Source organism: Ligaoa zhengdingensis (assembly GCF_014384885.1).
Lineage (GTDB): Bacteria > Bacillota > Clostridia > Oscillospirales > Ruminococcaceae > Ligaoa > Ligaoa zhengdingensis.
Genome location: NZ_JACRST010000017.1, coordinates 32,140 through 57,508, shown reverse-complemented (window position 1 = coordinate 57,508; position 25,369 = coordinate 32,140). Strand labels below are relative to the sequence as shown.

General features: G+C 59.0%; 19 protein-coding genes and 1 pseudogene. 12 read left to right on the top strand and 8 right to left on the bottom strand.

Annotated features, from left to right (window positions below):
* Positions 1-678: pseudogene (locus H8711_RS10460) on the top strand (hypothetical protein); the annotation flags it as partial.
* Between the two features lie 119 nt (positions 679-797).
* Here the strand turns inward: H8711_RS10460 and tsaA are convergent.
* The 3 genes from tsaA to H8711_RS10445 form a co-directional block, all read right to left on the bottom strand.
* Positions 798-1,490, bottom strand: a complete 693-nt coding sequence (tsaA, locus tag H8711_RS10455; RefSeq protein WP_249283390.1) for a tRNA (N6-threonylcarbamoyladenosine(37)-N6)-methyltransferase TrmO — start codon at positions 1,488-1,490, stop codon at positions 798-800.
* Between the two features lie 115 nt (positions 1,491-1,605).
* A complete protein-coding gene (locus H8711_RS10450) occupies positions 1,606-2,679 on the bottom strand; it encodes a hypothetical protein (RefSeq protein ID WP_249283389.1) in 1,074 nt (357 codons plus the stop codon).
* A 105-nt stretch (positions 2,680-2,784) separates the two neighbouring features.
* Entirely contained in the window at positions 2,785-2,973 is a 189-nt protein-coding gene (locus tag H8711_RS10445) for a hypothetical protein (protein ID WP_249283388.1), read from the bottom strand.
* Positions 2,974-3,063: 90 nt separating this feature from the next.
* On the opposite strand from H8711_RS10445, the gene H8711_RS10440 reads away from it, so the two are divergent.
* Positions 3,064-3,288 (top strand): helix-turn-helix domain-containing protein, encoded by a 225-nt coding sequence (locus tag H8711_RS10440; RefSeq protein ID WP_249283387.1) that lies wholly within the window; start codon positions 3,064-3,066, stop codon positions 3,286-3,288.
* A gap of 130 nt (positions 3,289-3,418) precedes the next feature.
* Here the strand turns inward: H8711_RS10440 and mfd are convergent, their stop codons facing one another.
* From mfd to glmU, 4 genes are all read right to left on the bottom strand, one after another.
* Positions 3,419-6,880 (bottom strand): transcription-repair coupling factor, encoded by a 3,462-nt coding sequence (mfd, locus tag H8711_RS10435; RefSeq protein WP_249283386.1) that lies wholly within the window; start codon positions 6,878-6,880, stop codon positions 3,419-3,421.
* A 29-nt stretch (positions 6,881-6,909) separates the two neighbouring features.
* A complete protein-coding gene (gene pth / locus H8711_RS10430; protein WP_249283385.1) occupies positions 6,910-7,548 on the bottom strand; it encodes an aminoacyl-tRNA hydrolase in 639 nt (212 codons plus the stop codon).
* Between the two features lie 81 nt (positions 7,549-7,629).
* Positions 7,630-8,589, bottom strand: coding sequence for a ribose-phosphate pyrophosphokinase (locus tag H8711_RS10425; RefSeq protein WP_249283384.1), 960 nt, complete (start codon positions 8,587-8,589; stop codon positions 7,630-7,632).
* Between the two features lie 60 nt (positions 8,590-8,649).
* Complete coding sequence (gene glmU / locus H8711_RS10420; RefSeq protein ID WP_249283383.1) at positions 8,650-10,029, bottom strand: bifunctional UDP-N-acetylglucosamine diphosphorylase/glucosamine-1-phosphate N-acetyltransferase GlmU; 1,380 nt, start codon at positions 10,027-10,029, stop codon at positions 8,650-8,652.
* Between the two features lie 396 nt (positions 10,030-10,425).
* On the opposite strand from glmU, the gene ppdK reads away from it, so the two are divergent.
* The 4 genes from ppdK to H8711_RS10400 all read left to right on the top strand — a co-directional run bounded on the left by ppdK (position 10,426) and on the right by H8711_RS10400 (position 15,740).
* A complete protein-coding gene (gene ppdK, locus H8711_RS10415; protein ID WP_249283382.1) occupies positions 10,426-13,056 on the top strand; it encodes a pyruvate, phosphate dikinase in 2,631 nt (876 codons plus the stop codon).
* Positions 13,057-13,676: 620 nt separating this feature from the next.
* Positions 13,677-13,922, top strand: coding sequence for an AbrB/MazE/SpoVT family DNA-binding domain-containing protein (locus H8711_RS10410; RefSeq protein ID WP_249283381.1), 246 nt, complete (start codon positions 13,677-13,679; stop codon positions 13,920-13,922).
* 298 nt (positions 13,923-14,220) lie between these two features.
* The gene (locus tag H8711_RS10405; RefSeq protein WP_249283380.1) at positions 14,221-14,565 is read left to right on the top strand and encodes a Smr/MutS family protein; all 345 of its coding nucleotides are present in this window, start codon (positions 14,221-14,223) and stop codon (positions 14,563-14,565) included.
* Between the two features lie 107 nt (positions 14,566-14,672).
* Entirely contained in the window at positions 14,673-15,740 is a 1,068-nt protein-coding gene (locus H8711_RS10400) for a DUF3810 family protein (RefSeq protein WP_249283379.1), read from the top strand.
* An 84-nt stretch (positions 15,741-15,824) separates the two neighbouring features.
* Here H8711_RS10400 and H8711_RS10395 read toward each other — a convergent pair whose 3' ends face one another.
* Complete coding sequence (locus H8711_RS10395; RefSeq protein WP_249283378.1) at positions 15,825-16,256, bottom strand: RrF2 family transcriptional regulator; 432 nt, start codon at positions 16,254-16,256, stop codon at positions 15,825-15,827.
* Positions 16,257-16,484: 228 nt separating this feature from the next.
* Between H8711_RS10395 and H8711_RS10390 the strand changes: the two genes are divergently transcribed.
* The 6 genes from H8711_RS10390 (at position 16,485) to H8711_RS10365 (ending at position 25,344) form a co-directional block, all read left to right on the top strand.
* The gene (locus tag H8711_RS10390) at positions 16,485-17,501 is read left to right on the top strand and encodes an alpha-hydroxy-acid oxidizing protein (protein WP_249283377.1); all 1,017 of its coding nucleotides are present in this window, start codon (positions 16,485-16,487) and stop codon (positions 17,499-17,501) included.
* A 532-nt stretch (positions 17,502-18,033) separates the two neighbouring features.
* Positions 18,034-20,316, top strand: coding sequence for a 1,4-alpha-glucan branching protein GlgB (glgB, locus tag H8711_RS10385; protein WP_249283376.1), 2,283 nt, complete (start codon positions 18,034-18,036; stop codon positions 20,314-20,316).
* Positions 20,317-20,394: 78 nt separating this feature from the next.
* Positions 20,395-21,597: a glucose-1-phosphate adenylyltransferase gene (locus H8711_RS10380; protein WP_249283375.1), complete on the top strand. Its 1,203-nt coding sequence runs from the start codon at positions 20,395-20,397 to the stop codon at positions 21,595-21,597.
* Between the two features lie 16 nt (positions 21,598-21,613).
* Entirely contained in the window at positions 21,614-22,735 is a 1,122-nt protein-coding gene (gene glgD / locus H8711_RS10375; RefSeq protein ID WP_249283374.1) for a glucose-1-phosphate adenylyltransferase subunit GlgD, read from the top strand.
* Positions 22,736-22,844: 109 nt separating this feature from the next.
* Positions 22,845-24,269 (top strand): glycogen synthase GlgA, encoded by a 1,425-nt coding sequence (glgA, locus tag H8711_RS10370; protein WP_249283373.1) that lies wholly within the window; start codon positions 22,845-22,847, stop codon positions 24,267-24,269.
* Positions 24,270-24,390: 121 nt separating this feature from the next.
* Positions 24,391-25,344, top strand: coding sequence for an AEC family transporter (locus H8711_RS10365; RefSeq protein ID WP_249283372.1), 954 nt, complete (start codon positions 24,391-24,393; stop codon positions 25,342-25,344).
* The last annotated feature ends 25 nt before the right edge of the window (positions 25,345-25,369 follow it).

Below are 25,369 nucleotides of genomic sequence, written 5' to 3'. Positions count from 1 at the left end.
ACGACTGCACAGAAGCTGGATAAGGCGGTAGATGCGCTGAAACTGGTGGACGACGACAAGCCGGTTGATCCTCCGAAGCCGAGCAAACCCAACAAGGGCAGCACGAGCCAGGTAGCGGATAGCGACTACTGGGCGGAAGTGGTCGAGAAGATCAATGCGACTGAAAAGGGCGGCAAAGTGAACGCGAAACTGGACGAGGGCGCGATGGTGCCCGCGACAGTGATCGACGCTCTGAAGGACAGAGGCGTGACTGGAATCTTCGGAATCGGCGGAGTGGATCATGCAGTGAACGGCGCGGGCGAGCTGAAGGGCTACAATGCGGCGGCTGTGTACTACACCTCCGACGAGATCAAGGCGATGGCCGGCGGCGCGCCTGCGGTGGTTGCACCGACAACGCCTGCTGCGAACAGCAACCCGGAGACGGGCGGCGAGGTTCCCGCGGCGGTAGCGCCTGCGGCACCCGAGGCGACGGTTCCTGTGGAGCCGGTCGTACCCGAGGCTCCCGCAGTGATCGAGCCTGTGGTTCCCGCTGCACCCGAGGCCCCCGCGGCTCAGGCTGAGGCTCCTGTCGAGACGGCGGAAGCTGGTATGCCGGCATGGGCGATCGTGGCGATTGTGATTGCGGCGGCAACTGTCATCGGCGGCGCTGTGCTGCTGGTTCGGAAACAGAGAAGATAACATATCCTCTCTCGTGGGGTAAGGCAAAGCGTTGCTGTTTCCGCCAACACAAAGATTAATATGGAAAAGGCCGCTGGCTCTCATGCCAGCGGCCTTTTTTGCGGTATCGAAGATTTTTATCAGGGCAGGCGCGTTACCTCGCGGACAGTGAGACACCCGCTTTCCACCGTGAAGCGCACCGCATATCCGGCAAAGTCCAGCCCATATACCCGATCGGGGGAGTTCTGATATGCGGGGCGGGGATCCTGCGCGAGCACAGCGAGCAGGCCGTCGCGCCGGTCCTCCGGGATCTGCTCGAGCAGCGCGGGTGGGAAATCCACCTGCAAGAGATCCTCCTGCCTGGGCAAAACAAAGCAGCTCGTGGCGTCCGGATGGGAATCGGTGTAGGGCAGATAGGGCTTGACGTCGTAGATCGGGCTGCTGTCCATCAGGTCGGCGCCCGAGATGTGCAGCAGCGGCCCCAGCTTGGTGTGCAGCTCGACCCCGTCCAGCCGCACCGAGGACAGCCCGATGGCGTTGGGCCGGAAAGGGGAACGGGTTGCGAACACGCCCATGCGCGCGTTGCCGCCCAGGCGCGGCGGCCGCACGGTGGGCGACCAGTCCTCCCGCATAGCCTTGGAGAACTGCCAGAGCAGCCAGATATGGGAGTACCCCTCCAGGCCGCGCAGGGCGTCGGGATTGCGGAACTCCGGCTCGAACACGACGGTCGCCTTGAGGGCGTCCACCAGGCCGCTTTGGCGGGGGATGCCGAATTTGGAGGGAAAATCGCTGTGGATGCGCGCGATAATCTTCATCGGAACGGTTTCAGGCATAAAGACACCTCACAACATGATATTTTGGCGCAAAAGTAGCGGGCGAATAAGCCGCTTTTACAAAAAGGCCCGGAACACTTGGCTGGTGTTCCGGGCCGTCGCTTTGATGCGGCGATCAGCTTTCGCTGGAGGAGCGCTTCACGGTGAGCTTGAGTTTTTCCGGTTTGTAGAAGTTTTTCGCTTCGGCGTTGTAGTCCACCGTGGTGGCGTCCGCCCAGCTCTGGATGGTGGCGTCAAACTCGTCGCCCTTGAGCATTTGCAGCACGCCGGTGCGGTAGGGCGACATGTCTTCAGCGGTGGTGGAGGAGATGTCCAGCTTTTGCAGGACATACACCATCGAATTCGAGGTGAGCACCTTGACCTCGTTGTTCCCCATCGTTTCGATGGCGTCCATCATCTCCTGGGTGTAGTTGATGTTGCCCTTCTGCATATAGCTGACATGGGAGGTTTCGGTGTGCTCATGGACGGTGCTGGCGTCCTCGCCGCGGCTTGCGGCCTGCTCCTTCTCATACTCCAGGATCACGTCCAGGTAGTTGGAGCCGTCGGAATTCACCTTCCCGAGGATCTCGTTGGCCTTGTCCATCACCTTCTGCTGCGCGGCTTCGTCCTTGGCTGTGCCGTCGGTGTTGTTGAGGCTCATGGTGATGGTGCGCACACGGAAGTAGTTTTCCTGGAATGCCTTCAGCAGGTCGGCGTCCGATACGGGGTTTTTGCCGTTTGTGCCGTATTCGTTTTCAAAGGCCTTGTTGAGCAGGTAATCGTTGTGCGACACCGCAAGGAACGATTCATAGCTCACGCCGTTCTGCTCGAACAGCCCGCCCATCATCTGCCACTGGTAATATACCTGCGCGTCGATCTGTGCGATCTCCTCATCGGTGAGGGCCATGCCTTCTTCCGCGGCCTTGTTGGTCACGGCGATATATTTCTTAAAGTCCTCGTCGGTCTTGTTCTGAATCCACGCCGAACCGGATACGCCGTCGATCTGCTCCTTGAGCACGTCCTTGCCCTGTTTTTCAGTCTTGGATGCGGCCTCATAATAGGCGTTGACCATGTAGTCCAGATAGATGCCGGCGGGAACCTGCTCGCCATTGTTGGTTGCGATCCAGGAGATATTCTTGGAAGCGCAGGCTGTGAACGATACCGCCATCACCGCAGCCAAAAGCGCGGCCGCTGTTTTTTTCAGGTTCATTTGACTTCCTCCCAGTTGAATCCCATTGGGGATAATTTTAGCTTACATACCTCACTATTATACGCAATTTCTTCACAAAAGTCCATAGACAAATTGGAAACGTTCTCATTCGTTCCAATTCGCTTCCCCGCACAGCCCGTCCCATTCGCGCTCGTACTGCTGCAACTGTTCCTCCGGCAGGTCAAGATAAATGCAATCCTGGCAGCTGCCCTGCGCGTCCAGCGAAATTTCATCGAAGGCGCAGGTGCTGGCCCTCCAATAGATACAAAAACAGTTTTCACAGAAAATTGGCATGAAAGCTCACCTCAGGACAATTTTAGAGTTTATAGCACTAAAAGTCAATAGTGCAATAAACTCTAAGGCATACTGTTCTCAGGTGATAGAATGGAATATTATGAACGCATTCGACAGCTGAGGGAAGACCGCGACCTCTCCCAGGAATTTGTGGCTTCACTTTTGCATGTGGCGCAAAAGACCTACTCCGACTACGAGCTGGGCAAAACCCGCATCCCGGTGCCCAGCCTGCTGTATTTGGCGAAATATTATAACGTCAGCATGGATTACCTCTGCGGCATCAGCGATGTCAAAAACGAATATCCGAAAAAATAAGCGGAACCTCAGCGCCGTAAAGCCGGCGGAGGTTCCGCTTATTTGATAAGGTGGTCCGTATCCTATCCACCGGCGATGTTGGCCGCCGCGCAACCCGAGGCACAGGCGTGGCCAACATCGAAAATCCGGTTTATTCCTTGCTCAGGGCATACAGCGTGGTGCGGATGATGTCCACGGGCTTTTCGGTTTTGCCCATCTTCACCGTGATGCTGGGCTTGGCCCCGGCGTTGATGCTCACGCGGCCGCGCAGCAGGGCGGAGAGGCCCGAAATCTTTTTGAGGTCGAGGCGCGAGGGGTAGAACACCATGCTCTCGTTCCGCTGCGAAATCTCGTAGATGCTGTTCTGCGCTGCGATGTTGCGGATGAGGGCTACGTCGATGAGGCCCTTCACCGCCTCGGGCGGCTCGCCAAAGCGGTCGATCAGCTCGTCGGTCACGTCCAGCGCGTCGTCCTCGGTCTGGATGGCGGCGATCTTTTTGTAGATATCGATGCGCTGGGTGAGGTTGTCGATGTAGCTTTCGGGGATGTGCGCGCCGATGCGGATATCGATGAGGCATTCGTCGCTGGTGATCTCCGGGGCCTCGCCGCGCTGCTCCTCCACCGCCTGGGAGAGCAGCTTGAGGTACATATCGTATCCCACCGCCTCCATATGCCCGTGCTGGCTCGCCCCCAAAATGTTGCCTGCGCCGCGGATTTCGAGGTCGCGCATGGCGATGCGGAAGCCCGAACCGAAGGTGGTGAACTCCTTGATGGCTGACAGGCGCTTGGTGGCGATGTCGGTGAGCGCCTTGCCGCGCCGGAAGGTGAGGTAGGCGTAGGCGCGGCGGCTGGAGCGCCCCACCCGCCCGCGCAGCTGGTAAAGCTGCGCCAGGCCGTAGCGGTCGGCGTCCTCGATGATGAGGGTGTTGCAGTTGGGCACATCCACGCCGGTCTCGATGATGGTGGTGCACACCAGGATATCGATCTCGTGGTCGATGAGCTGCTGCCACACGTCCGAGAGCTGTTCCTCGCTCATCTTGCCGTGCGCGGTGACAATGCGCGCGTCGGGCAGCATCTGTTGGATTTTGTAGGCGCAGGAGTCGATCGACTCCACCCGGTTGTGCAGGTAGAACGCCTGTCCGCCGCGCCGCAACTCGCGCTTGAGCGCCTCGGCGACGATGCCGTCGTCATGCTCGATCACATAGGTCTGCACCGGATGGCGGTCCTGCGGCGACTCCTCGATGGTGGACATGTCGCGGATGCCGCTCATCGCCATGTTGAGGGTGCGGGGGATGGGGGTGGCGGACAGGGTGAGCACATCCACGTTGTTGCGCAGCTCCTTGAAGCGCTCCTTGTGCGCCACGCCGAACCGCTGCTCCTCGTCGATGATGCACAGGCCCAGGTCCTTGAACACCACGTCCTTTTGCAGCAGGCGGTGGGTTCCGATGATGATGTCGATCTCCCCGCGCCGCAGCTTTTTGATGATCTCCTCCTGCTGCTTGGGGGAGCGGAAGCGCGAAAGCAACTCGATGTTGATGGGGAAGCCCTGCATCCGGTCGACAAAGGTCTTGTAGTGCTGCCACGCCAGGATGGTGGTGGGCACCAGCACCGCGCACTGTTTCGCGTCCATCACGCATTTGAAGGCGCCGCGCAGCGCCACTTCCGTTTTTCCAAAGCCCACGTCGCCGCACAGCAGGCGGTCCATCGGCGTGGGGCTCTCCATATCGTGCTTGATCTCCTCGATGCAGCGCAGCTGGTCGTCGGTCTCGTTGTAGGGGAAGCGCTCCTCAAATTCGCGCTGCCACTCGTTGTCCGCTGAAAAGGCGTACCCCTTCACAGCCATGCGTTGGGCGTAGAGCTGAATCAGCTCCTTGGCCATATCCGCAACCGCGGCTTTGACCCGCTTGCGGGTGTTCTGCCATTCCACCGAGTTGAGCTTGTTGAGCTTGACAGCGCCGTCCTCCTTGGGGCCGATGTACTTGGAGACCAGGTCGAGCTGGGTGACCGGCACAAACAGCGCGTCGGTGCCCGCGTACCGGATTTTGATATAGTCCTTGACCACCCTGTGGATGTCCCGCTTGATGATGCCCTCGAACACGCCGATGCCGTGGGCGGAATGCACCACCAGGTCGCCCACCGCGAGGTCGGAGAGGCTGCGGATCTGTTCGCCCGCCTTCTTTTTGCGGCGCTTGCGCGCGGCCGAGAGCGGGTTTGCCCCGGATTTTACGTGTGTGATGACCGCAAAGCGGCTGTCGGGCAGCTCCAGCCCGCTGGAGAGGCACCCTTCGGTAATGAACACGGCGTGGGGCGCGATGTGGTCCACACGCTCCACAATAGCGGCGGAGATGCCGTGGCCGGCGAGGTCGTCGCGCAGGGCGGCTGCCGCCTTGCCGGTGCCCGCCAGCACCACGCAGCAGAAGTCGCGCTCGAGATAGGCGTCCACGTCGTCGAACAGCAGCGTGAGGTCGCCGCCCCAGGGGGAGAGCGCGATGCCGTTCACATTGATGAGGTCGCCCAGCCGCAGGTCGGGCACGGTGCGCGCAAAGGTGTCCAGCAGCACGCCGTCATTCTTTTGCAGGATCGAGAGCACCTCAGCGGGCTCCAGCGCGAACCGCTCGCAGCCCTTGAAAAGTATCCCCTCCTCCATCAGGATCGAGAGATCCTCGTAGAACTGCCACATGCTGTTTTTGACCGTTTCGCGCGCGGTCACCAGCTCGCTGACAAACAGGGTCGCGCTGCGCATGTAGTCGAACAGGGTGGCCGGCTGCGAGTAGATCAGCGGCAGGTATTTGTCCAGGTTGTTGAGGGAAAGCCCGCCCTCCAGCCGCGCGATGTCCGCGGCGATCAGCTCTTTGGCTTTCACCCCGGCCTTGCCGCGCAGCGCGGAGGACTGCTGGGCGAGGCGCTTGCACAGCCATTCGGCGCTGGGATAGAGCACCTCCCGCGCCGGGGTGATCGAGGCGGAGCGCATGGTGTCCACGCGCCGCTGGGTGTCCAGGTCGAAGGCGGATACCGTGTCGATCTCATCCCCCCAAAACTCCACGCGGATGGGCGCGGGGCTGTCGGGCGGATAGAAGTCCAGGATACCGCCGCGCTGGGCGAATTGGCAGGTGCCGTCCACCTGGTCGCGCCGCTCATAGCCCGCGTGCACCAGCCGCTCGGTCAGGGCGGCGATCTCGCAGGTGTCGCCGGGCTTCAGCACCAGGGTGTTTTCCCGCAGCACCTCCGCGGGCGGCAGGAACTGCATGGCGGCCTCCAGGCTGGCCACCACAACCGGGCAGTCGCCGTTCAGCACCTGTCCCAGTACCCGCAAACGGGCGTGTTCGTAGTCGCGGCTGCTGCCTTCGATGTCGCGCAGCACCAGCTCGCGCACCGGAAAGAGCAGGGCCGCGTCCTCGCGGCGCAAAAAGGCGTTGATATCCTCGGCCATGCGGGTGGCGGCCGCCTCGTCCGGCGTGACCACCAGCACCGGGCCGGAGAGGGACGCGGTGGCGCAGAGGGCCGCCTTGTGGATGCCCGAAAGGCCGGCGATTTCGACGGGCGCGCGCCCGCTTTGCAGGTCGTCGGCCATGCGGCGGTATTCGGGGGTGGATGCGATGATGTTGTGGATCATATGGTAAGCTCCTTTTCCCGCGGGAAAAATCAGTTGTGGTTGTAGAGGTTCATGGCTTGGTCGATCTGGCCGGAGACGATCTTGGTCACCATATCCAGCGTATTGTCAAATACGGGATTTAAGACCTCCAAATCCTTGGAGGTGAAACGGCTGAGCACCCAGTCGGCCAGGTCGTAGTCGGGGTGCGGCTTTTTGCCCACGCCGATCTTGATGCGGGGGAAATCGTCGCGGCCGAGCAGGTAGAGGATGCTCTTGATGCCGTTGTGGCCGCCGTCCGAGCCCTTGCGGCGGATGCGCACCCCGCCCACGTCCAGCGAGATATCGTCGTAGATGACGAGGATGCGGTCGCTGGGCACCTTGTGGAATTGGGCAGCGTCCCGCACCGCCTCGCCCGAATTGTTCATAAAGGTGGACGGCTTGAGAAAGAGCACCCGGCGCCCGGCGATCATCGCCTCGCCGCACAGGCTTTTGAACTTGATGCGGTCGATCTTGACGCCGAGTTTCTCAGCGCAGCGGTCCACGGCGAGAAAGCCCGCGTTGTGCCGGGTGATCTCATATTTGCCGCCCGGGTTGCCCAGCCCCACCACCAGGAATTCCACCGGGCCGGTGGGGGCGGCGCCGGCGGGCTTTTTTTTGAGTTTTTCCAGTTGTGCGAAAATGTCGATCATATCGTTCCTCCGGTAAACAGGCCGAAAGGGTGGGACGGCAATCCGCCCCACCTGTTTGCAGCGTTTTCAGTTTCGATTGTATCAAATAAAAAGCGACGAGATCGGCTTGTCCGCGTAGATGCGCTCGATCGCCTCAGCAAACACCGGGCCGACCGGCAGCACCACAATCTTATCACTTTTTTTGGATTCGGGCAGGGGAATTGTGTCGAGGATGGCGAGACGCCTGATGCAGCTCTTTTCGATGCGGGCCAGCGCCGGGCCCGAGAGCACCCCGTGGGTGGCGCAGGCGTAGACGCGCCGCGCGCCGCCCAGCTCCAGCACCGCCTGCGCGCCGTTGCATAAGGTGCCGGCGGTGTCGATCAGGTCGTCCACGATGATGGCGATCTTGTCCTTCACGTCGCCGATGATGTTCATCACCTCGCAGACATTTGCCTTGGGCCGCCGTTTATCGATGATGGCGAGCGGCGCTTCCAGCTTTTCAGCGAACTGTCGGGCGCGCCCCACCGAGCCGAGATCGGGTGAAACCACCACGATCTCATCCTTGCGGTCTTTGTACTTTTCCACATAGTAGGGGGCCAACAGGGGAACGCCGCGCAGATGATCCACCGGGATGTTGAAAAACCCCTGGATTTGGGGCGCGTGCAGGTCCATGGTGAGCACGCGGTCCGCACCGGCCGCGGCGATCATGTCCGCCACCAGCTTCGCGGTGATCGGGTCGCGCGAGCGGGCCTTGCGGTCCTGCCGCGCGTAGCCGTAGTAGGGTATCACCGCCGTGATGCGCCCGGCCGAAGCGCGTTTGAGCGCGTCGATCATGATGAGCAGTTCCATCAGGTTGTTGTTGACCGGGTGGCAGGTGGACTGCACCACGAACACGTCCGAGCCGCGCACCGATTCGTGGATTGCCACCGAGATTTCGCCGTCCGAGAAGGTGCCCACGTCGCACCTCCCCAGCGGCAGCCCCAGGCATTTTGCGATCGATTCGGCCACGCCCGGATTGGCGTTGCCGGTAAAAATTTTGATGTCCTTGCCGTGAAGATTCATCCGTTCGCTCTCCCTACGTCAAAAGATACCGGATGCACCGCGCGGTGCGCCCGGTGCGGTTTATTCCCTGGAGCCGCCGCGCGGGTCCCCGCGCCAGCCCTCCTTGTTGACCTGGCGCGCGCGCGCAATCGAGAGGGAGCCCGCCGGCACCGTCTCGGTGATGGTGGAGCCGGCCGCCACATAGGCGCCCGCCTCTACCGTCACCGGGGCCACCAGGTTGGTGTTGCAGCCCACAAAGGCGTCGTCCTCGATCACCGTGCGGTATTTGTGCTTGCCATCGTAGTTGCAGATGATGATGCCGCCCCCCATGTTGATGCGCTGCCCGAGCTCGGCGTCCCCGAGATAGGAGAGGTGCGCCACCGAGGTGCGCTCCCCGATCACCGTGTTTTTGAGCTCCACAAAGTCGCCGATCTTGGCGTTGTCTTTAATTTTGCAGCCCGGCCGCACGTAGCTGAAGGGCCCCAGGCGCACGGAACTGCCGATCTCGGAATCGAACACCTGGCAGGCGTTGACAGTGGTGTTGTCGCCCACCGTGCTGTTTTCGATCAGGGTATTGGGCCCGATGGTGCAGCCCGAACCGATCGTCACCCGCCCGCGCAGGATGGTGCCGGGCAGGATGCGGGTGTCCGGCCCGACCGTCACGTCCGCGCCGATGATCACCCCGTCGCTCACCAGCACCTCCACGCCGTTTTGCAGCGCCGCCTGCAAGGTGCGGGCGCGCGCCACCTCGTTGAGGCGCAGAAGCCCCGCGCGGTCGTTCGCACCCAAAATGACGTCCGGGTCGGCCTGAAAGCCGCCCACCGGCAGGCCGCGCCGCGCGCCGTAGGTCACCGTGTCGGTCAGGTAGTATTCCCCCTGGCGGTTGTCTGTGGTCAGCGCCCCGAGCGCGTCCAGCAGGTAGTCGATCTGGAACCAGTACGCCCCCGAATTCACCTCGCGGATGGGCGCGGTGGCGCTGTCGGTGTCCGCCTGCTCCACGATGCCGCGCACCAATCCTGTGCGCGAATCGCGGACAATTCGGCCGTAGCCGAACGGGTCGGCCAGCTCCGCGGTAATCACGGTCATCGCGTTGCCGCCCTCCTTATGGTGGCGGTAAGAGCGCTCGATCACCTCTGCGCTTAAAAAGGGCGCGTCGCCGCACAGCACCACGCAGTCGCCGCCCCTGCGGCGGGTCAGGTAGTCGCGCGCCTGCATCACCGCGTGGCCGGTGCCGCGCCGCTCGTACTGGATTGCAATTTCCACCCCGGGCACCGCCTTCTGCACCTCGTCTGACCGGTCGGAGCACACCAGGCACAGGTCGTCGATGCCGGCCTCGCGCAGGGCATCGGTGATCCAGTGGATCATCGGCTTGAAGAGGACCTCGCACATCACCTTGGGACGGCTCGATTTCATCCGCTTGCCGTCGCCCGCGCACAGGACCACTGCACATACCTTCTGCAAAATAGCCACCTCGCTGTTACAAAAAATAAGCGGCGCCGCGGCGCCTGGATCGCCAAAAAATGCATGTTTTCGCCGCTGTCTGGTATGAACCGGTGAAAAAACGTCAATCTATACTTATGCGGTTACACATCTATTATTGCAATTTTTATTAGTATTTTCAAGTGTTTCGCCCGGATCGGAAACAATATTGTTGAAATCTATGAATTTGCAAATTTTTTCAAACTTATTGTGGAAAAAATAGCCTTGATTTGGTATACTATTTATACGCCTACTTCCCGGTAGGTGTAACGTTTTGTACGGAAAAAGATTTTAACCCGCGCCCGCAGGGCGGCAGGGGATAAAATTTTTCATAGATGGTTCCGTGTAAGATCCACAAAATTCAGGAGGTAGATTACAATGGGCAAAAAATACGTTTACCTGTTCTCCGAGGGTAACGGCTCGATGAGAGAGCTCCTCGGCGGTAAAGGTGCGAACCTGGCCGAGATGACCAACCTCGGCATGCCGGTTCCGCAGGGCTTTACCGTGTCCACCGAGGCCTGCACCAAGTATTACGAGGACGGCAGAAAGATCAACGATGAGATTCAGGCCGAAATCTATGAGTACCTGGGCAAGATGGAAGAGATCTGCGGCAAAAAGTTCGCCGATCCCAACAACCCGCTGCTCGTTTCGGTCCGTTCGGGCGCGCGTGCTTCCATGCCCGGCATGATGGATACCATCCTCAACCTCGGCCTCAACGACGAGGTGGTGGAGGGCTTTGCCAAATTCACCAACAACCCCCGCTTTGCTTACGACTCCTACCGCCGTTTTATCCAGATGTTCTCCGACGTCGTGATGGAGCTCCCGAAACCGGAGTTCGAGAAGATCATCGACGCGAAGAAGGCCGAGAAGGGCGTCAAAGAGGACATCGAGCTGGATGCCGACGATATGAAGGATCTGGTCGTCCGCTTCAAAGCGTTCTACAAAGAGAAAAAGGGCGAGGATTTCCCCAGCGACCCGAAGATCCAGCTGATGGAAGCGGTCAAGGCCGTGTTCCGTTCCTGGGATAACCCCCGCGCGAACGTCTACCGCCGCATGAACGAGATCCCCTACGACTGGGGCACCGCCGTCAATGTGCAGCAGATGGTGTTCGGCAACTCGGGTGACCGTTCGGGCACCGGCGTTGCGTTCACCCGCAACCCCGCCACCGGCGAGAAGGCGCTGTTCGGCGAGTATCTGATCAACGCGCAGGGCGAGGACGTGGTCGCCGGCGTGCGCACCCCCTCCCCCATCAGCCACCTGAAAGAGGATATGCCCGAGGTGTACGACCAGTTCGCGGCGATCGCCGACCGTCTGGAGAAACACTACAAGGATATGCAGGATATGGAGTTCACCATCGAGAACGGCAAGCTGTTCATGCTGCAGACCAGAAATGGTAAGCGCACCGCGGCCGCCGCGCTGAAAATCGCGGTCGACCTGGTGGATGAGGGCATGATCGACGAGAAGACCGCCGTTCTGCGCGTCGAGCCCAAGCAGCTCGACTCCCTGCTGCATCCCCAGTTTGACGCCGCCAAGATGAAGGCCGCCAAGGTCATCGGCAAGGGCCTCGCCGCTTCCCCGGGCGCTGCCTGCGGCAAGGTCGTCTTCACCGCTGAGGATGCCAAAGAGTGGGCCGAGAAGGGCGAGAAGGTCGTCCTGGTTCGCCGTGAAACCTCCCCCGAGGATATCGAGGGTATGGCGGTCGCGCAGGGCATCCTGACCGTTCGCGGCGGCATGACCTCCCACGCGGCGGTTGTCGCGCGCGGCATGGGCACCTGTTGCGTGTCCGGCTGCGGCGAAATTGATATCGACGAGGAGAAGAAAGTATTCACCCTGGGCGGACAGACCTTCAACGAGGGCGACTACATCTCCATCGACGGCTCCACCGGCAACATCTACGGCGAGGCGATCCCCACCGCCGCCGCTACCATCTCCGGCGACTTCGGCCGCTTCATGGGCTGGGCGGATAAGGAGCGCAAGCTGCAGGTGTTCACCAATGCGGACACCCCGCGCGATGCGAAGCAGGGCCGCGAGTTCGGCGCTGAGGGCATTGGCCTGTGCCGCACCGAGCACATGTTTTTTGAAGAGACCCGCATCAAAGCGATGCGCGAGATGATCGTTGCGGACAATGTCGAGGACCGCAAGAAGGCGCTGGCCAAGATCCTGCCCTATCAGCAGGGCGACTTCGAGGGCCTGTACGAGGCGATGGAGGGCAAACCGGTCACCATCCGCTTCCTCGATCCGCCGCTGCATGAGTTCCTGCCCACCAAGGAGGAGGACATCGCGGAGATCGCCGGCGAGCTCGGCGTCACGGTAGAGAAATTGAAATCGGTCATCGAGGGTCTGCACGAGTTCAACCCGATGATGGGCCACCGCGGCTGCCGTCTGGCTGTCTCCTACCCGGAGATCGCCGAGATGCAGACCACCGCTGTCATCACTGCGGCCATCAATGTGACCAAACGCAGCAGCTTCAAGGTCACTCCGCTCATCATGATCCCGCTGGTTGGCGAGGTCAAAGAGCTGAAGTTCGTCAAGGATGTCGTGGTTGCCACCGCCGATAAGCTGATCGAAGAGGCCGGCATCGACATGAAGTACGAAGTCGGCACCATGATCGAGATCCCGAGAGCGGCCCTGACCGCCGACGAGATCGCGAAAGAGGCCGAGTTCTTCTCCTTCGGCACCAACGACCTCACCCAGATGACCTTCGGCTTCAGCCGCGACGACGCGGGCAAATTCTTGGATTACTACTACGCCAACAAGATTTACGAGTCCGACCCGTTTGCGCACCTCGACCAGAAGGGCGTGGGCAAGCTGGTTGAGATGGCTGCCGAGCTGGGCCGCAAGACCCGTCCCGACATCCACCTGGGCATCTGCGGCGAGCACGGCGGCGACCCGACATCGGTCGAGTTCTGCCACAGAGTGGGCCTCAACTATGTGTCCTGCTCCCCCTTCCGTGTTCCCATCGCTCGCCTCGCCGCTGCACAGGCTGCGATCAAATATCCCAAGGCGTAATCAAAGGCTTACAGTATCGGGGTCGCAGTGCTCTGATGTGAACAGCTAAAGTGAAAAAGAGCGCGATGTCCAAATCCTGGGATTTGAGGTGTCGCGCTCTTTTTGTGTAACATGCGGGGCGATTTTTGGCGAATGTCCATTCACGGTGGACAGATAAGCTCGGCAAAATTGAAAAACAGGGCGAAATAGCCCGCAGCCCAACACTTTACAGTACCTACAGTTGCCTACCCCGGCATCAAGGCCGAAAAGAGCCCTTGGGGATATCGCAGGATGCTCGCAAACAATCCTATGGTTTTCGTCCGTCAAAAAAGGACAAAAAGGCAAAAATATAAACAAATAGTATAATCATCGACTCAAATAACCAAATAAGTAAATGAATTTACACAAAAAAGTAACATTTTGGAAAACAAACCAAAAACTGAATTGACAATCTTTGGATTGTGGGATATTATGTAAATGTTTTACAATTTCTGTCGATTCGCAGACCTGGCCGCTCTGCGAAAAACCAAGAAACGCGTTTTGTTTCCGCCCGCCCTGTACCTGCATTGAGCGGAGGTGCCGGAGAGAAAAACGTTGCGAGTGACGAGGCTTTTAAACATACAGAAGGGAGTTGGGCCCCAATGACGGGAAAATGTTGGACTAGAAAAGTAGACGAATTAGGTAGAATTGTGCTGCCACGTGAGCTGCGAGAGGAAATCGGCCTCCAGGACAGAGAGCCTCTGGAAATTCATTTGGAGCACGGCCAGGTGACGCTTCACAAGAAGAGCGAGCGGTGCGTTATCTGCGGATCGGATCAGGAACTGAGCCCCATCAAAGAGAAGATGATCTGCAAGTCTTGCATCCAGGAACTGAGCGGAGAAAAATAAAACAACGAAACGTAATGCAGAACAAAACAAATACTTGTTGTATTGAAATGAATTTTGTTGAAACGTGAAAAATTTGGCCGTCCATCCATTCCGCAAATTGGAAATTAATTGCCATAACATTCTAGTCCGCTTTATGGTATAATGACTGCAAAGCTACCATAATACCGGTGATGCGCAGGCCATTTGCGCCTTTCCAGCGCTCCGGCTGATAGGCGCAATGAATGCCTTTATGCTTTGTGTTCATGGTATCGCAGTCCTAGAATGGCAATTTTGATTCCAAAAGGGCAGGTGTTCGGCAATGGCAGGATGTCAAATTATCAACATCGAAAGCGGCCGCCCCACGGTGGACGTGGCGCGCGCCCGGCTCAATCAGAGTTTGCGCAATGCAAAGTCCGCGGGCTATACCGTGGCAAAGGTGATTCACGGATACGGCAGCAGCGGAACGGGAGGGGCCATCAAGGCGGATGTGCAGCGGGTACTCCAGCAAAAGCGGTCTGCGGGGCAGATCAAGGCGTATGTAAAGGGGGAGGACTTTTCACCATTCGACGCTTCTGCACGGCTGATCGTTGAGCGCTGTCCGCAGATGGCGCGGGATATCGACTACAACCGCCAAAACCATGGCGTGACCATCGTGTTGCTATGAGGGGGCGGGAGAGAAGCGCCGCCCTAAGCGGGACGGCGGCAGCGGGTGTTTGTGTTGAACAGCGGAAGCCCCCGCGCCGGAAAATTCCCCCGATCAGCTGGCTATTGGTGCTGTTCCCAGTAGCGCTGCTGATGTCGTGGCTTGCTAAAAATACCCCTGAACTTGCCGAACAGGTGTTTGCACTGGGCGTTTACCGCTGGGTTTCCAACGGGTTGAGCCGGGTGACCGGCCTACTGCCATTCTCCCTGTTGGAGTTTGGAATCATCGCCCTGGTCCTGTTGACGGTTGGCGTGATCGTGTGGTTTGTGCGCGGGCTCATCCGAAGGAAAGGATATCGCGCAGCCTTCGCCGGATGGGTGGGTTTCCGTCTGCTCTGCCTGGCGAGCGCGGGTTATTTTGTATTTACCCTGTTGTGCGGGGTCAACTATTACCGCTCTCCGTTCAGCCGCTACAGTGGGTTGGAAATCCGTCCTTCCACAGCGGACGAGCTCGCCGCCCTGTGCTGCGACCTCGCCCAGGAGGCCAACGAGCTGCGCGCACAGATTACAAACCTGGGCGAGGATGGCACTCCGGCGGTGTTCCACGAGGGATATCGCGCAGTTTCCGATCAGGCACGCAGCGCCATGAAGACATTGGCCGCCCAGTATCCTGTGCTGGAGGGGTACTATCCCCCGGTGAAGCGGGTGCTGTTTTCCGGGTTTATGTCGCGCACCCAGCTGACAGGGGTCTACTGCCCATTCACAATGGAAGCCAATGTAAACGTGGCCTGTACTGAGTACACCATCCCCGCGACCATGTGCCATGAGCTCTCCCATCTGAGGGGGTTCATGCGGGAGGACGAGGCAAACTTTATTGCATACCTCGCCTGCATGTGCTCGGACAGCGTCGAGTTTCGCTACAGCGGCACCATGCTGGCGCTGGTATATGCGGGCAATCAACTTTACCGGGTGGATCAGGACCGGTACCGTGAATTGATTCAGAGCTACAGCGAAGGGGTGCGGCTGGATTTGACGGTGGACTCCGCCTATTGGCGGCAGTTTGACGACACGGTGATCAGCACGGTGTCCAACAGTGTCAACGACGCCTATTTAAAGGCGAACGACCAGCATGATGGGGTGCAGAGTTACGGCCGGATGGTCGACCTGCTGCTCGCGCTGTACCGCGAAAACGCTTAAAGACAAAGTAAAGCGCCGGATGGAACTTTTCATCCGGCGCTTTCTCTATGCAAAATTTCGTGGTGAACACAGGTACACGAAGTTTTATGTCTCATTTTTTGCCTGTGGACGCTGAGCGATCAGATCGGCGAGGGTGCGATTGTCCACCACATCCTCCAACGCCTGCCGCATTTCCCGCCACAAATCGATGGTCATACAGCTATCCGCGCGGTCACAGACCGGGCCGCCCGCGCAATCCGCACAATCCACCGGGGAGAGGCTGCCCTCCACCGCACGAAGAATATCCCCCACTGTGATCTCCTGTGGGTCGCGGGCCAGCACATAGCCGCCGCGCGCACCCCGGGTTCCGCGCACCAGACCCGCGCGCGAAAGCCGGATGATGATCTGTTCCAGATATTTCTCGCTGATCTCCTGCCGGGCGGCGACATCCTTGAGTGCAACCGGGCGGCTGCCGCTGTTCATCGCGAGATCGAGCATCAGGCGCAGTCCGTAGCGCCCTTTGGTGGACATTTTCATATGCAATCCTCCACAATAGACTCTAAAGGCGCGCTTTCTCACGCACAACGGGGAAGACCGGGCCAACCGGCACCCCTACCGTATTAGTATAACATGGAGGGCGGCCCTGCGCAAGTCGGGAGAACGGCGCGAAAGCCGGGGAAAGTGACTTGCGGGCGAATTCTGGTTGAAAGATGCCGGGCGGCATAGTACAATGAAAATAAAAGTATGGGAATTGGATGTGACGAAATGACCTACACGGAACTGTTGGAACAAGCGAGAAAAAATATGGACGGCTACTGCCTGGCCTGCCCGGAATGCAACGGTGCGGCATGCAAAAATAAGATCCCGGGGCCGGGCGGCAAGGGGACTGGAGGCGTGTTCCGCCGCAACTTTGAAAAATTGCAGGAGATCAAGATCAACCTCGATACCTTGTATGACGGCGAGCCCACCGATACTTCGGTGGAGCTGTTTGGCCGCACCTTCCGCTATCCGGTGTTCGCCGCCCCGATCGGCGCGATGAAGCTGCATTACGGCCACCTGCACGACGACCTGAGCTATAACGCCGAGCTGGTGGAGGGCTGCTGCTCCGCAGGGATTGCGGCGTTCACCGGCGACGGCATCGACCCACAGGTGTACGGCGGCGCGCTCGAATCGATCAGGAACGCGGGCGGCGTCGGCATCCCCACGGTGAAGCCGTGGGATGTGGGGTTGATGAAGGAGAAAATCCGCATGGCCGAGGCGGCGGGCGCAATTGCTGTAGCAACCGATGTGGACGCCTCGGGTCTGGCGCTGCTCAAAAATGTGCCCACCCCGGTGTCGCCCAAGACGGTGACCGAGCTGGGCGAGGTGGTGGCCTCCACCCGGCTGCCGGTCGTGGTCAAGGGGATCATGACGGTGCGGGGCGCGCTCAAGGCGCTGGAAGCTGGGGCCTACGGCATCGTGGTGTCCAACCACGGCGGACGGGTGCTCGACCAGACGCCGGCCACCGTGGAGGTGTTGCCCGAAATCGCGCAGGCGGTGCAGGGTCGCATGAAAATTTTTATCGACGGGGGTATCCGCACTGGACTGGATGTGTTCAAGGTGCTGGCCCTCGGCGCGGACGCGGCGCTGATCGGCCGGCCGTTCGTCACAGCGGTGTACGGCGGCGGCGCAGCGGGCGCCGTGCTCTATGCGGAAAAGGTGGGCGGCGAGCTCGCCGAAACGATGGCGATGGCGGGCGCCAACCGGCTCTCCGACATCGGCCGCGATATGGTTTGGCTTTAAAACGAAGACCCGGCTGTGGGGGATACCACGGCCGGGCCTTTTTCGCTGAGATAGGCTAAAAATTTTGTTTGTTTTGGGGCTGACAGGGGGATATCCCGAGATGAATATAGCAAATATAGATAGTATATAGGAAAAATGCTTGTAAGGGTTGTTAAAAGGAAAATGTGTGAGGAGAATTTTTCCAATATAATTCACAATAATAATATACATATTTTGTGCAAAAACACGTTTTTTCGCGCGGCTGGTTCGCTCCTTTTCGACCGATCAAACTTGTTATACTAGATTTTATGCGAAAAATGGAAGAAAAATCCAACAATCCGTTCAGAAAAAATTAACATATTTGTGCAATTAAACTAAATTACCAATCGGTTGCAAGGCCGGTTTTACAAGTGTTATACAATTAATACTTGAAAAGAGGCCGGTTTGATGCTATGATTGGTGTAGAAACCATCGGAGGGGGAAAACCTTCGTTCCAATTCGGGCGGAGATGTCCTTCGACAGTGGCCAAGTTTTCAAAGGAGGTATGTTTCCAATGGCCAAAACAGTAAAAAAAGAGAACCTGCCGCTGTACCTGTTTCATCAAGGGACGAACTATAAGACTTATGAATATTTGGGGGCGCATCCGCATAAACAGGGGAGAAGCACCGGGGCGATTTTCCGCACCTGGGCGCCCAACGCCAGGGCGGTTTCGGTAACAGGCGATTTCAACGATTGGAAGCCGGAAGCAAACCCCATGCAGCGCATCAGCGACAACGGCGTGTGGGAAGTATTTGTTCCGGGGGTCAAGGTTTACGACAACTATAAATATTGTATCACCGCCGCGGACGGCAGAGAGATCTATAAGGCCGATCCCTATGCTTTCCACGCCGAGACGCGGCCGGGTACTGCATCCAAGTTTGTGGATATCTCCGGTTACAGCTGGGGCGACGATGCCTGGTACGCCAAAAAGCAGGGGCTCAACATCTACCACAGTCCGATGAACATCTACGAGGTCCATCTGGGTTCCTGGCGCACCTATGAGGATGGCGCCCAATTCGACTACCGCAAGATGGCTGAGGAGCTCATCCCCTACGCCAAGGATATGGGCTACACCCACCTGGAGATCATGCCCATCACCGAATACCCGTTCGACGGCTCATGGGGGTATCAGGTCACCGGCTATTTCGCGCCGACCTCCCGCTATGGCACCCCGCAGGATCTGATGTACTTCATCGACCAGTGCCACCAGGCGGACCTGGGCGTCATCATGGACTGGGTACCCGGGCATTTTCCCAAGGATGCCTACGGGCTGTATGAATACGACGGGGGATATTGCTACGAATACTCCGACCCGCAGAAGCGCGAGCATGAGCAGTGGGGCACCCGCATTTTCGACTACGGGCGCAACGAGGTGCTCTCCTTCCTGATTTCGTCCGCGATGTTTTGGGTGGAGCAGTACCACATGGACGGTATCCGCGTGGACGCGGTGGCGTCCATGCTCTATCTCGATTACGGGCGGGAACAGTGGCAGTGGACCCCCAACGTCAACGGCGGCAAGGAGAACCTGGAGGCCGTGGCATTTTTGCAGAAGCTCAACACAGCGGTGCTCACTGAGCACCCGTCGGCGCTGATGATTGCGGAGGAATCCACCTCTTGGCCGCTGGTGACCAAGCCCCCGATGGTGGGAGGCCTGGGCTTCAACTTCAAATGGAACATGGGCTGGATGAACGATATGCTGGCCTACACCTCGCTCGACCCGATCTACCGCGCCTACAACCACGACAAGCTCACCTTCAGCATGTTCTATGCATTCTCTGAGAACTTTATCCTGCCCATCTCACACGACGAGGTGGTGTACGGCAAGTGCTCGCTCATCAACAAGATGCCGGGCGAATACGATCAGAAGTTCGCGGGGATGCGCGCGTTCCTCGGCTATATGATGGCGCATCCGGGCAAAAAGCTGCTGTTCATGGGCCAGGAATTCGCCCAGTTCAACGAGTGGAACTACCAGACCGAGCTGGATTGGAACCTGTTCGATTTTGAAAAGCACCGCAAGATGCACGATTTTGTCCGGACGATCAACCATTTCTACCTCGACAATCCCTGCATGTGGCAGGTGGAGGACAGTTGGGACGGCTTCCAGTGGATTTCGCACGACGACCACGCCCAGAACATCGTCAGCTTCCGCCGGATCGACGAGAAGGGCAACGAGGTTGTGGTGCTGTGCAACTTCTGCCCGGTGGGCCGCACGGCTTACCGCATCGGCGTTCCAGACGCGGCCAAATACCAGGAAGTGCTGAATACCGACGATGTGGCGTTCGGTGGCGAGGGTAGGCTGAACGAACCGGTGCCGGTCGAGGATATCGAGATGCACGGCTTTGAGCAGTCGATTGAATTCCAGGTGCCGCCGCTCTCCTGCCTGTTCTTTAAGGCGGTACCCGGACGCAGAAAACACACCAAGAAGAAGGGCAAAGCCGCCGTGAAGCCGGCCAAGAAGAACGCCGAAACGGCCGAAGAGAAGCCCGAAAAGAAAGCGCCCGCCAAGCGCGACCGCCCCGCTAAGCCCAAAACGGAGGATGCCGCCGCGGCGAAGGCGGTCAAGGCAGAGGCTGTTTTGGAGGCGGAGGCGCCCAAACCTGCGGCCAAGCCGCGCAAGGCCCCGGTGAGGAAAAAGGCCGCGCCGGAGACGGCCGCAGCCGAGACCGCACCGAAAACAGCGGAAAAACCCGCGCGTAAGCCCCGCAAAAAAGCGGCCCCCAAAGTGGAGCCGGAAGGGACGGAGGCCGCGGGAAAATCCGGAAAGCCTGATAGCAAGCCCGATAGCGAGGCAAAATAATAGAATTCGTACCATGGCGGGCTCCGGAGCGCCCCCAAGCCCGGGAAACCAAACAGTTCAAAATGGGAGAGAGAGTTTATGACGCGCAAAAAGGAATGTGTGGCCATGCTGCTGGCTGGCGGGCAGGGCAGCAGGCTCTACACCTTGACAAAAAATCAGGCAAAACCAGCGGTTCCCTTCGGCGGGAAGTACCGCATCATCGATTTTCCCTTGTCCAACTGCGTGAACTCCGGCATTGATACGGTGGGCGTGCTCACCCAGTACCAGCCGTTGGAGCTCAATGAGTACATCGGCAGCGGGCAGCCCTGGGACCTCGACCGCCTCAACGGCGGTGTGTTCGTGCTTCCCCCCTATCAAAAGAGTTCCGGCTCGGACTGGTACAAGGGCACGGCGAATGCGATCTATCAGAACATCAAATTCATCGACCGCTACGACCCGGATTATGTGCTGATCCTCTCGGGCGACCACATCTACAAGATGGATTACTCCGAGATGCTCAAGACACACAGGGACAACGATGCCGCCTGCACCATCGCCGCCCTGCAGGTGGAGATGGAGGAGGCCTCCCGGTTCGGCATTATGAACACCAACCCGGACGGCAGCATCTACGAGTTTGAAGAGAAGCCGGCCCACCCCAAGAGCAACCTCGCGTCGATGGGGATCTACATCTTTACCTGGTCGAAGCTCCGCCATTACCTCGAACTGGATGAACAGAATCCGAACTCCTCCAAGGATTTTGGCCACGACGTGCTCCCGGCCATGCTGGAGGCGGGCGAGCGGATGTTCACCCACAACTTTGAGGGATATTGGAAGGATGTCGGCACAATCGACAGCCTTTGGGAGGCCAACATGGATCTGCTCAATCCCAAGGTGCCGCTCGACCTCTACGACCCGTCCTGGAAGGTCTACTCCCGCAACCCGGTGAAACCGCCGCACTATGTCGCGCAGGGCGCATTGGTCGAGAATTCGATCGTGACCGAGGGCTGCTTCATCGCGGGCACCGTGGATTTCTCGGTGCTGTTCGCGGGCGCGCGCGTCGAGGACGGCGCGGTGGTGCGCGACAGCATCATCATGCCGGGCGCTGTGGTCAAGCGCGGCGCTGTGGTGGAGTACTCTATCGTGGCGGAAAATGCGGTGATCGGCGAGGGTGCGCGGGTAGGGATGCGCCCCGAGGAGTGCGAGGACAAGGACAAATGGGGCGTTACAGTCATCGGCAGCAAGGTCAAGATCAGTTGCGGCGCGTCCATCGCGCCAAAATCCATGATTGATACAGACGTTTGAAGGGAGGGATGAAGCGATGAAAGAGACAAAGGTATTGGGCATTGTATTTTCCAATATGCACGACGAATATATGGGCGAGATCACGCACAACCGCACCATGGCTTCGGTCCCGTTCGGCGGGAGGTATCGCCTGATCGACTTCACCCTTTCCAATATGGTCAACTCCGGCATCGAGGATATCGGCGTGATCACCAAAAGCAACTACCAGAGCCTGATGGATCATCTGGGCAGCGGCCGCGACTGGGACCTGGCGCGCAAGCGCGGCGGACTCTGCATCCTGCCGCCGTTTTCCAGCGCCAATTCCGGCATCTACCAGGGCCGTTTGGATGCGCTGGCCGGCATCCAGAACTATATCAAGCGCAGCAAGGCGCGGTATGTGGTGATGGCCGACTGCGACGTGATCTGCAACATCGATCTCTCCAAGGTATTGGCGCAGCACCGCGAAAGCGGCGCGGATCTCACCCTGGTCTATAAACGCGAGCGCAGCAAGCTCAACCGCTCGAGCGATACCACCGTGCTCTGCTTCGATGAAAACGGCCGGGTGAACGACGTGCTCAGCAGCCCGGAATCGGACGGCGAGCACTGCTGCTACCTGGATATCGCTGTGATTGAAAAGAGCCGCTTGGAGCGCATCATCGCCGAAGGGGTGGCCCGCAACAAGAAGAGCTTCAAGCGCGACGTGCTGATTGCACAGCACGCAACGCTCGATATCCGCGGCTATGAATACGGCGGCTATGCGGTCAAGATCAACAGCATGAAGTCCTATTATAAAGCCAATATGGATCTGCTCAACCTCGAGGTGATCGACGAGCTGTTCCCGGACAACAAGCCGGTCTATACCAAGGTGCGCGACGAAGCGCCCGCGAAATACGGCCTCAACGCCGTGTGCGCCAACAGCCTGGTGGCCGACGGCTGTGTGATCGAGGGCGAGGTCGAAAACTCCATCCTGTTCCGCGGTGTGAAGGTGGGTAAGGGCGCAAAGATCAAAAATTCCATCATCATGCAGGGATGCGATGTCGGCGAAAATTCCAACCTGGAATGTGTGATTATCGACAAGGATGTGACGGTGCGCGCGGGGCGCAGCCTCATGGGCTACAACACCTACCCGGTTTACATCACCAAGGGCAGCACCGTGTAACAGCGGCGTTTCCTTCGATATGCTTTAGGACCCAGAAGCCCCCTCGGGGGCGCGGACCCGCCCGACCGCGGGCCGCCGATATTTTTCAGAAAGCAGGGGTGGTAACAGTATGAAGATTCTGTATGCAGCCAGTGAAGCGCTTCCCTTCATCGCTTCCGGGGGACTGGCGGATGTGGCGGGCAGCCTGCCCAAGGCGATCCGCACCCGGATGCATGCATGTCGCGTGGTGATGCCGCTGTACGGCGACATCTCGCCCGAGATGCGTTCCAAGCTCAAATATGTCACCAATTTTACCGTGGCGTTGGCCTGGCGCCGCCAGTACTGCGGTGTGTTTGAATGCACGGTGGATGGCGTCATCTATTACTTCCTCGACAACGAGTATTATTTTAAGCGCCGGGGCATCTACGGCTTCTACGACGATGGCGAGCGGTTCGCGTTTTTCGCCAAGGCGATTTTGGAGATGGTCAACTACATCGACTTTGAGCCGGAGATCATCCACTGCAACGATTGGCAGACCGCCCTGGTGCCGGTCTACCTCAACCTGTTCTACCGCAACATCCCCAAATTCCGGCGCATCAAGACGGTGTTCACCATCCATAATATCCAGTACCAGGGCAAATACGGCATGGAGATCGTCAGCGACCTGCTGGGAATTCCACAGTATGCCTCCACAGTTGTGGAATGTGACGGCTGTGTCAACTACATGAAGGGCGCAATCGTCCAGTCGGATATGGTCACCACCGTCAGCCCCACTTACGCGGAGGAAATCCTCGACCCGTGGTATTCGCACGGGCTGGACCCGGTGCTGCGCAACAAGAGCCACCGTTTGCGGGGTATCCTCAACGGTATCGACACCAAGAACTACGATCCGGCCACCGACCAGGTGATCTTCCAGAACTATTCGGCCCAGGAGCCGGAACTGAAAAAGCCCAATAAGGAGGCGCTCCAGAAGGAGTTCGGCCTGCCGGTCAACGAGAACGCCATGCTCATCGGCATCGTCTCGCGCCTGGTGGCGCACAAGGGCCTCGACCTCATCAAATATATCCTGGAGGACCTCCTGCGGCTGGATGTGCAGGTGGCGGTGCTCGGATCGGGCGACTACCTGTACGAGAATTTCTTCACCGAGATGCAGGCGCGCCATCCGGATAAGCTGGCGGTCAAGATCGGGTTCATCCCCAGCGTCTCCCGCCAGGTGTACGCCGGTGCGGATGCCTTCCTGATGCCGAGCAAGAGCGAGCCATGCGGCCTGTCGCAGATGATCGCCCTGCGTTACGGCGCGATCCCGATCGTGCGCGAAACCGGCGGCCTGCGCGATTCCATCCGCGATTTTGGCGGGGAGGACGGCAACGGCTTCACCTTCAAGTCCTACAATGCGCACGACATGCTCGGCGCGATCGAGCGCTGCAAGGCGAAGTTCGATTACAAGCCCGAATGGGAGCAGATGGTCAAACATGCGCTGGAGTGCGACTTCAGCTGGGGCCGTTCGGCGAACGAGTACATCAAAGTATACAAGGAAGTCGTCGGCCAGGAATAATGGCGATCGACCAGAGCGGGGCGGATCAGTGCGATCCGTCCCGCTTTTTGTCATATTGACGCGCGCGGCGAGGGGGCGTAAAATAAAAGAAACAATTCACGCGGGGAAACGGGGCGAGGGCATGGAGAATTTTATCCTCTGCGCAAAGATCATCTTTCCAATCTTTGCTATGGTGGGGTTGGGCTACCTGTTGCGGGTGCGGGGGATCACCAACGACAACTTCATCGAGGTGGGCACCCACATCCTCTTCTATGTGATGCTGCCCTGCTCGCTGTTCATGAACCTCTACGGTTCCGATTTCACCGCTGTGTTCAACCTCCGGCTGGTGCTGTTCGTGGTGGTCACCCATGTGGCCGCAGTGCTGCTGCTTTCGCTCATCATGCCCCGCTTTTTTCCCGACCGCAGCCAGTGCGGCATTGTCATCCAGGGCGCGTTTCGGGGCAATGTCATCTTGCTGGGCCTGCCGCTTGCCGCCAACATGTACGGCGCAGCGGGCATGGGCCCCACCTCTCTGGTGATGGCCTACAGCATCCCGCTTTACAATATCCTCGGGGTGGCAGTGTTGTCGATTTTTTCTGCCGATGAGCGCGACCACAAAATCCATTGGGGTGAGATCCTGCTCAAAATTCTCAAAAATCCGTTGGTGGTGGGCACGCTGGTGGCGGTGCCGTTCGCCCTGTTCCGTATCCCGCTGCCGGAGGTGGTCACCGACACCATCTCGGATATCGGCGGCGTCGCATCGGCCTTCGGCCTGATCCTGTTGGGCGCGCAGATCCGGTTCCCCAGTATGCGCCGCAACAGGCTGCCCATCGCGGTGGCCGTGGTCATCAAGCTGATCCTTTTCCCGGCTGCGGTTCTGGCGCTGGCGGTCGCGCTGGGTTGCTTCTCCGCAGCGGAGCTGGGCGCCATCTTCATTCTGGTGTCCGCACCGATGTCTATTTCCAGCTTTATCATGGCCAGCAGCATGGGGCCGGATGGCGAGCTCGCCGGGCAGATGGTGTTCGTCTCCACGGCGTTTTCGCTGTTCACCCTGCTGGGCGGCCTTTACATGATGAAATGCCTGGGGCTGCTGTAAGCCCGAACAAAAAGGAGTGAGAACG

What these genes read in the sequence shown, in the direction of transcription:
- H8711_RS10425 (WP_249283384.1), bottom strand. Translation starts at nt 8,589, where the DNA reads ATGAATCTTCACGGCAAGGACATCAAAATTTTTACCGGCAACGCCAAT.
- H8711_RS10445 (WP_249283388.1), bottom strand. Translation starts at nt 2,973, where the DNA reads ATGCCAATTTTCTGTGAAAACTGTTTTTGTATCTATTGGAGGGCCAGC.
- H8711_RS10410 (WP_249283381.1), top strand. Translation starts at nt 13,677, where the DNA reads ATGACGGGAAAATGTTGGACTAGAAAAGTAGACGAATTAGGTAGAATT.
- H8711_RS10440 (WP_249283387.1), top strand. Translation starts at nt 3,064, where the DNA reads ATGGAATATTATGAACGCATTCGACAGCTGAGGGAAGACCGCGACCTC.
- glgB (WP_249283376.1), top strand. Translation starts at nt 18,034, where the DNA reads ATGGCCAAAACAGTAAAAAAAGAGAACCTGCCGCTGTACCTGTTTCAT.
- H8711_RS10390 (WP_249283377.1), top strand. Translation starts at nt 16,485, where the DNA reads ATGACCTACACGGAACTGTTGGAACAAGCGAGAAAAAATATGGACGGC.
- H8711_RS10365 (WP_249283372.1), top strand. Translation starts at nt 24,391, where the DNA reads ATGGAGAATTTTATCCTCTGCGCAAAGATCATCTTTCCAATCTTTGCT.
- tsaA (WP_249283390.1), bottom strand. Translation starts at nt 1,490, where the DNA reads ATGCCTGAAACCGTTCCGATGAAGATTATCGCGCGCATCCACAGCGAT.
- H8711_RS10395 (WP_249283378.1), bottom strand. Translation starts at nt 16,256, where the DNA reads ATGAAAATGTCCACCAAAGGGCGCTACGGACTGCGCCTGATGCTCGAT.
- pth (WP_249283385.1), bottom strand. Translation starts at nt 7,548, where the DNA reads ATGATCGACATTTTCGCACAACTGGAAAAACTCAAAAAAAAGCCCGCC.
- glgD (WP_249283374.1), top strand. Translation starts at nt 21,614, where the DNA reads ATGAAAGAGACAAAGGTATTGGGCATTGTATTTTCCAATATGCACGAC.
- H8711_RS10450 (WP_249283389.1), bottom strand. Translation starts at nt 2,679, where the DNA reads ATGAACCTGAAAAAAACAGCGGCCGCGCTTTTGGCTGCGGTGATGGCG.
- H8711_RS10405 (WP_249283380.1), top strand. Translation starts at nt 14,221, where the DNA reads ATGGCAGGATGTCAAATTATCAACATCGAAAGCGGCCGCCCCACGGTG.
- glgA (WP_249283373.1), top strand. Translation starts at nt 22,845, where the DNA reads ATGAAGATTCTGTATGCAGCCAGTGAAGCGCTTCCCTTCATCGCTTCC.
- ppdK (WP_249283382.1), top strand. Translation starts at nt 10,426, where the DNA reads ATGGGCAAAAAATACGTTTACCTGTTCTCCGAGGGTAACGGCTCGATG.
- H8711_RS10380 (WP_249283375.1), top strand. Translation starts at nt 20,395, where the DNA reads ATGACGCGCAAAAAGGAATGTGTGGCCATGCTGCTGGCTGGCGGGCAG.
- mfd (WP_249283386.1), bottom strand. Translation starts at nt 6,880, where the DNA reads ATGATCCACAACATCATCGCATCCACCCCCGAATACCGCCGCATGGCC.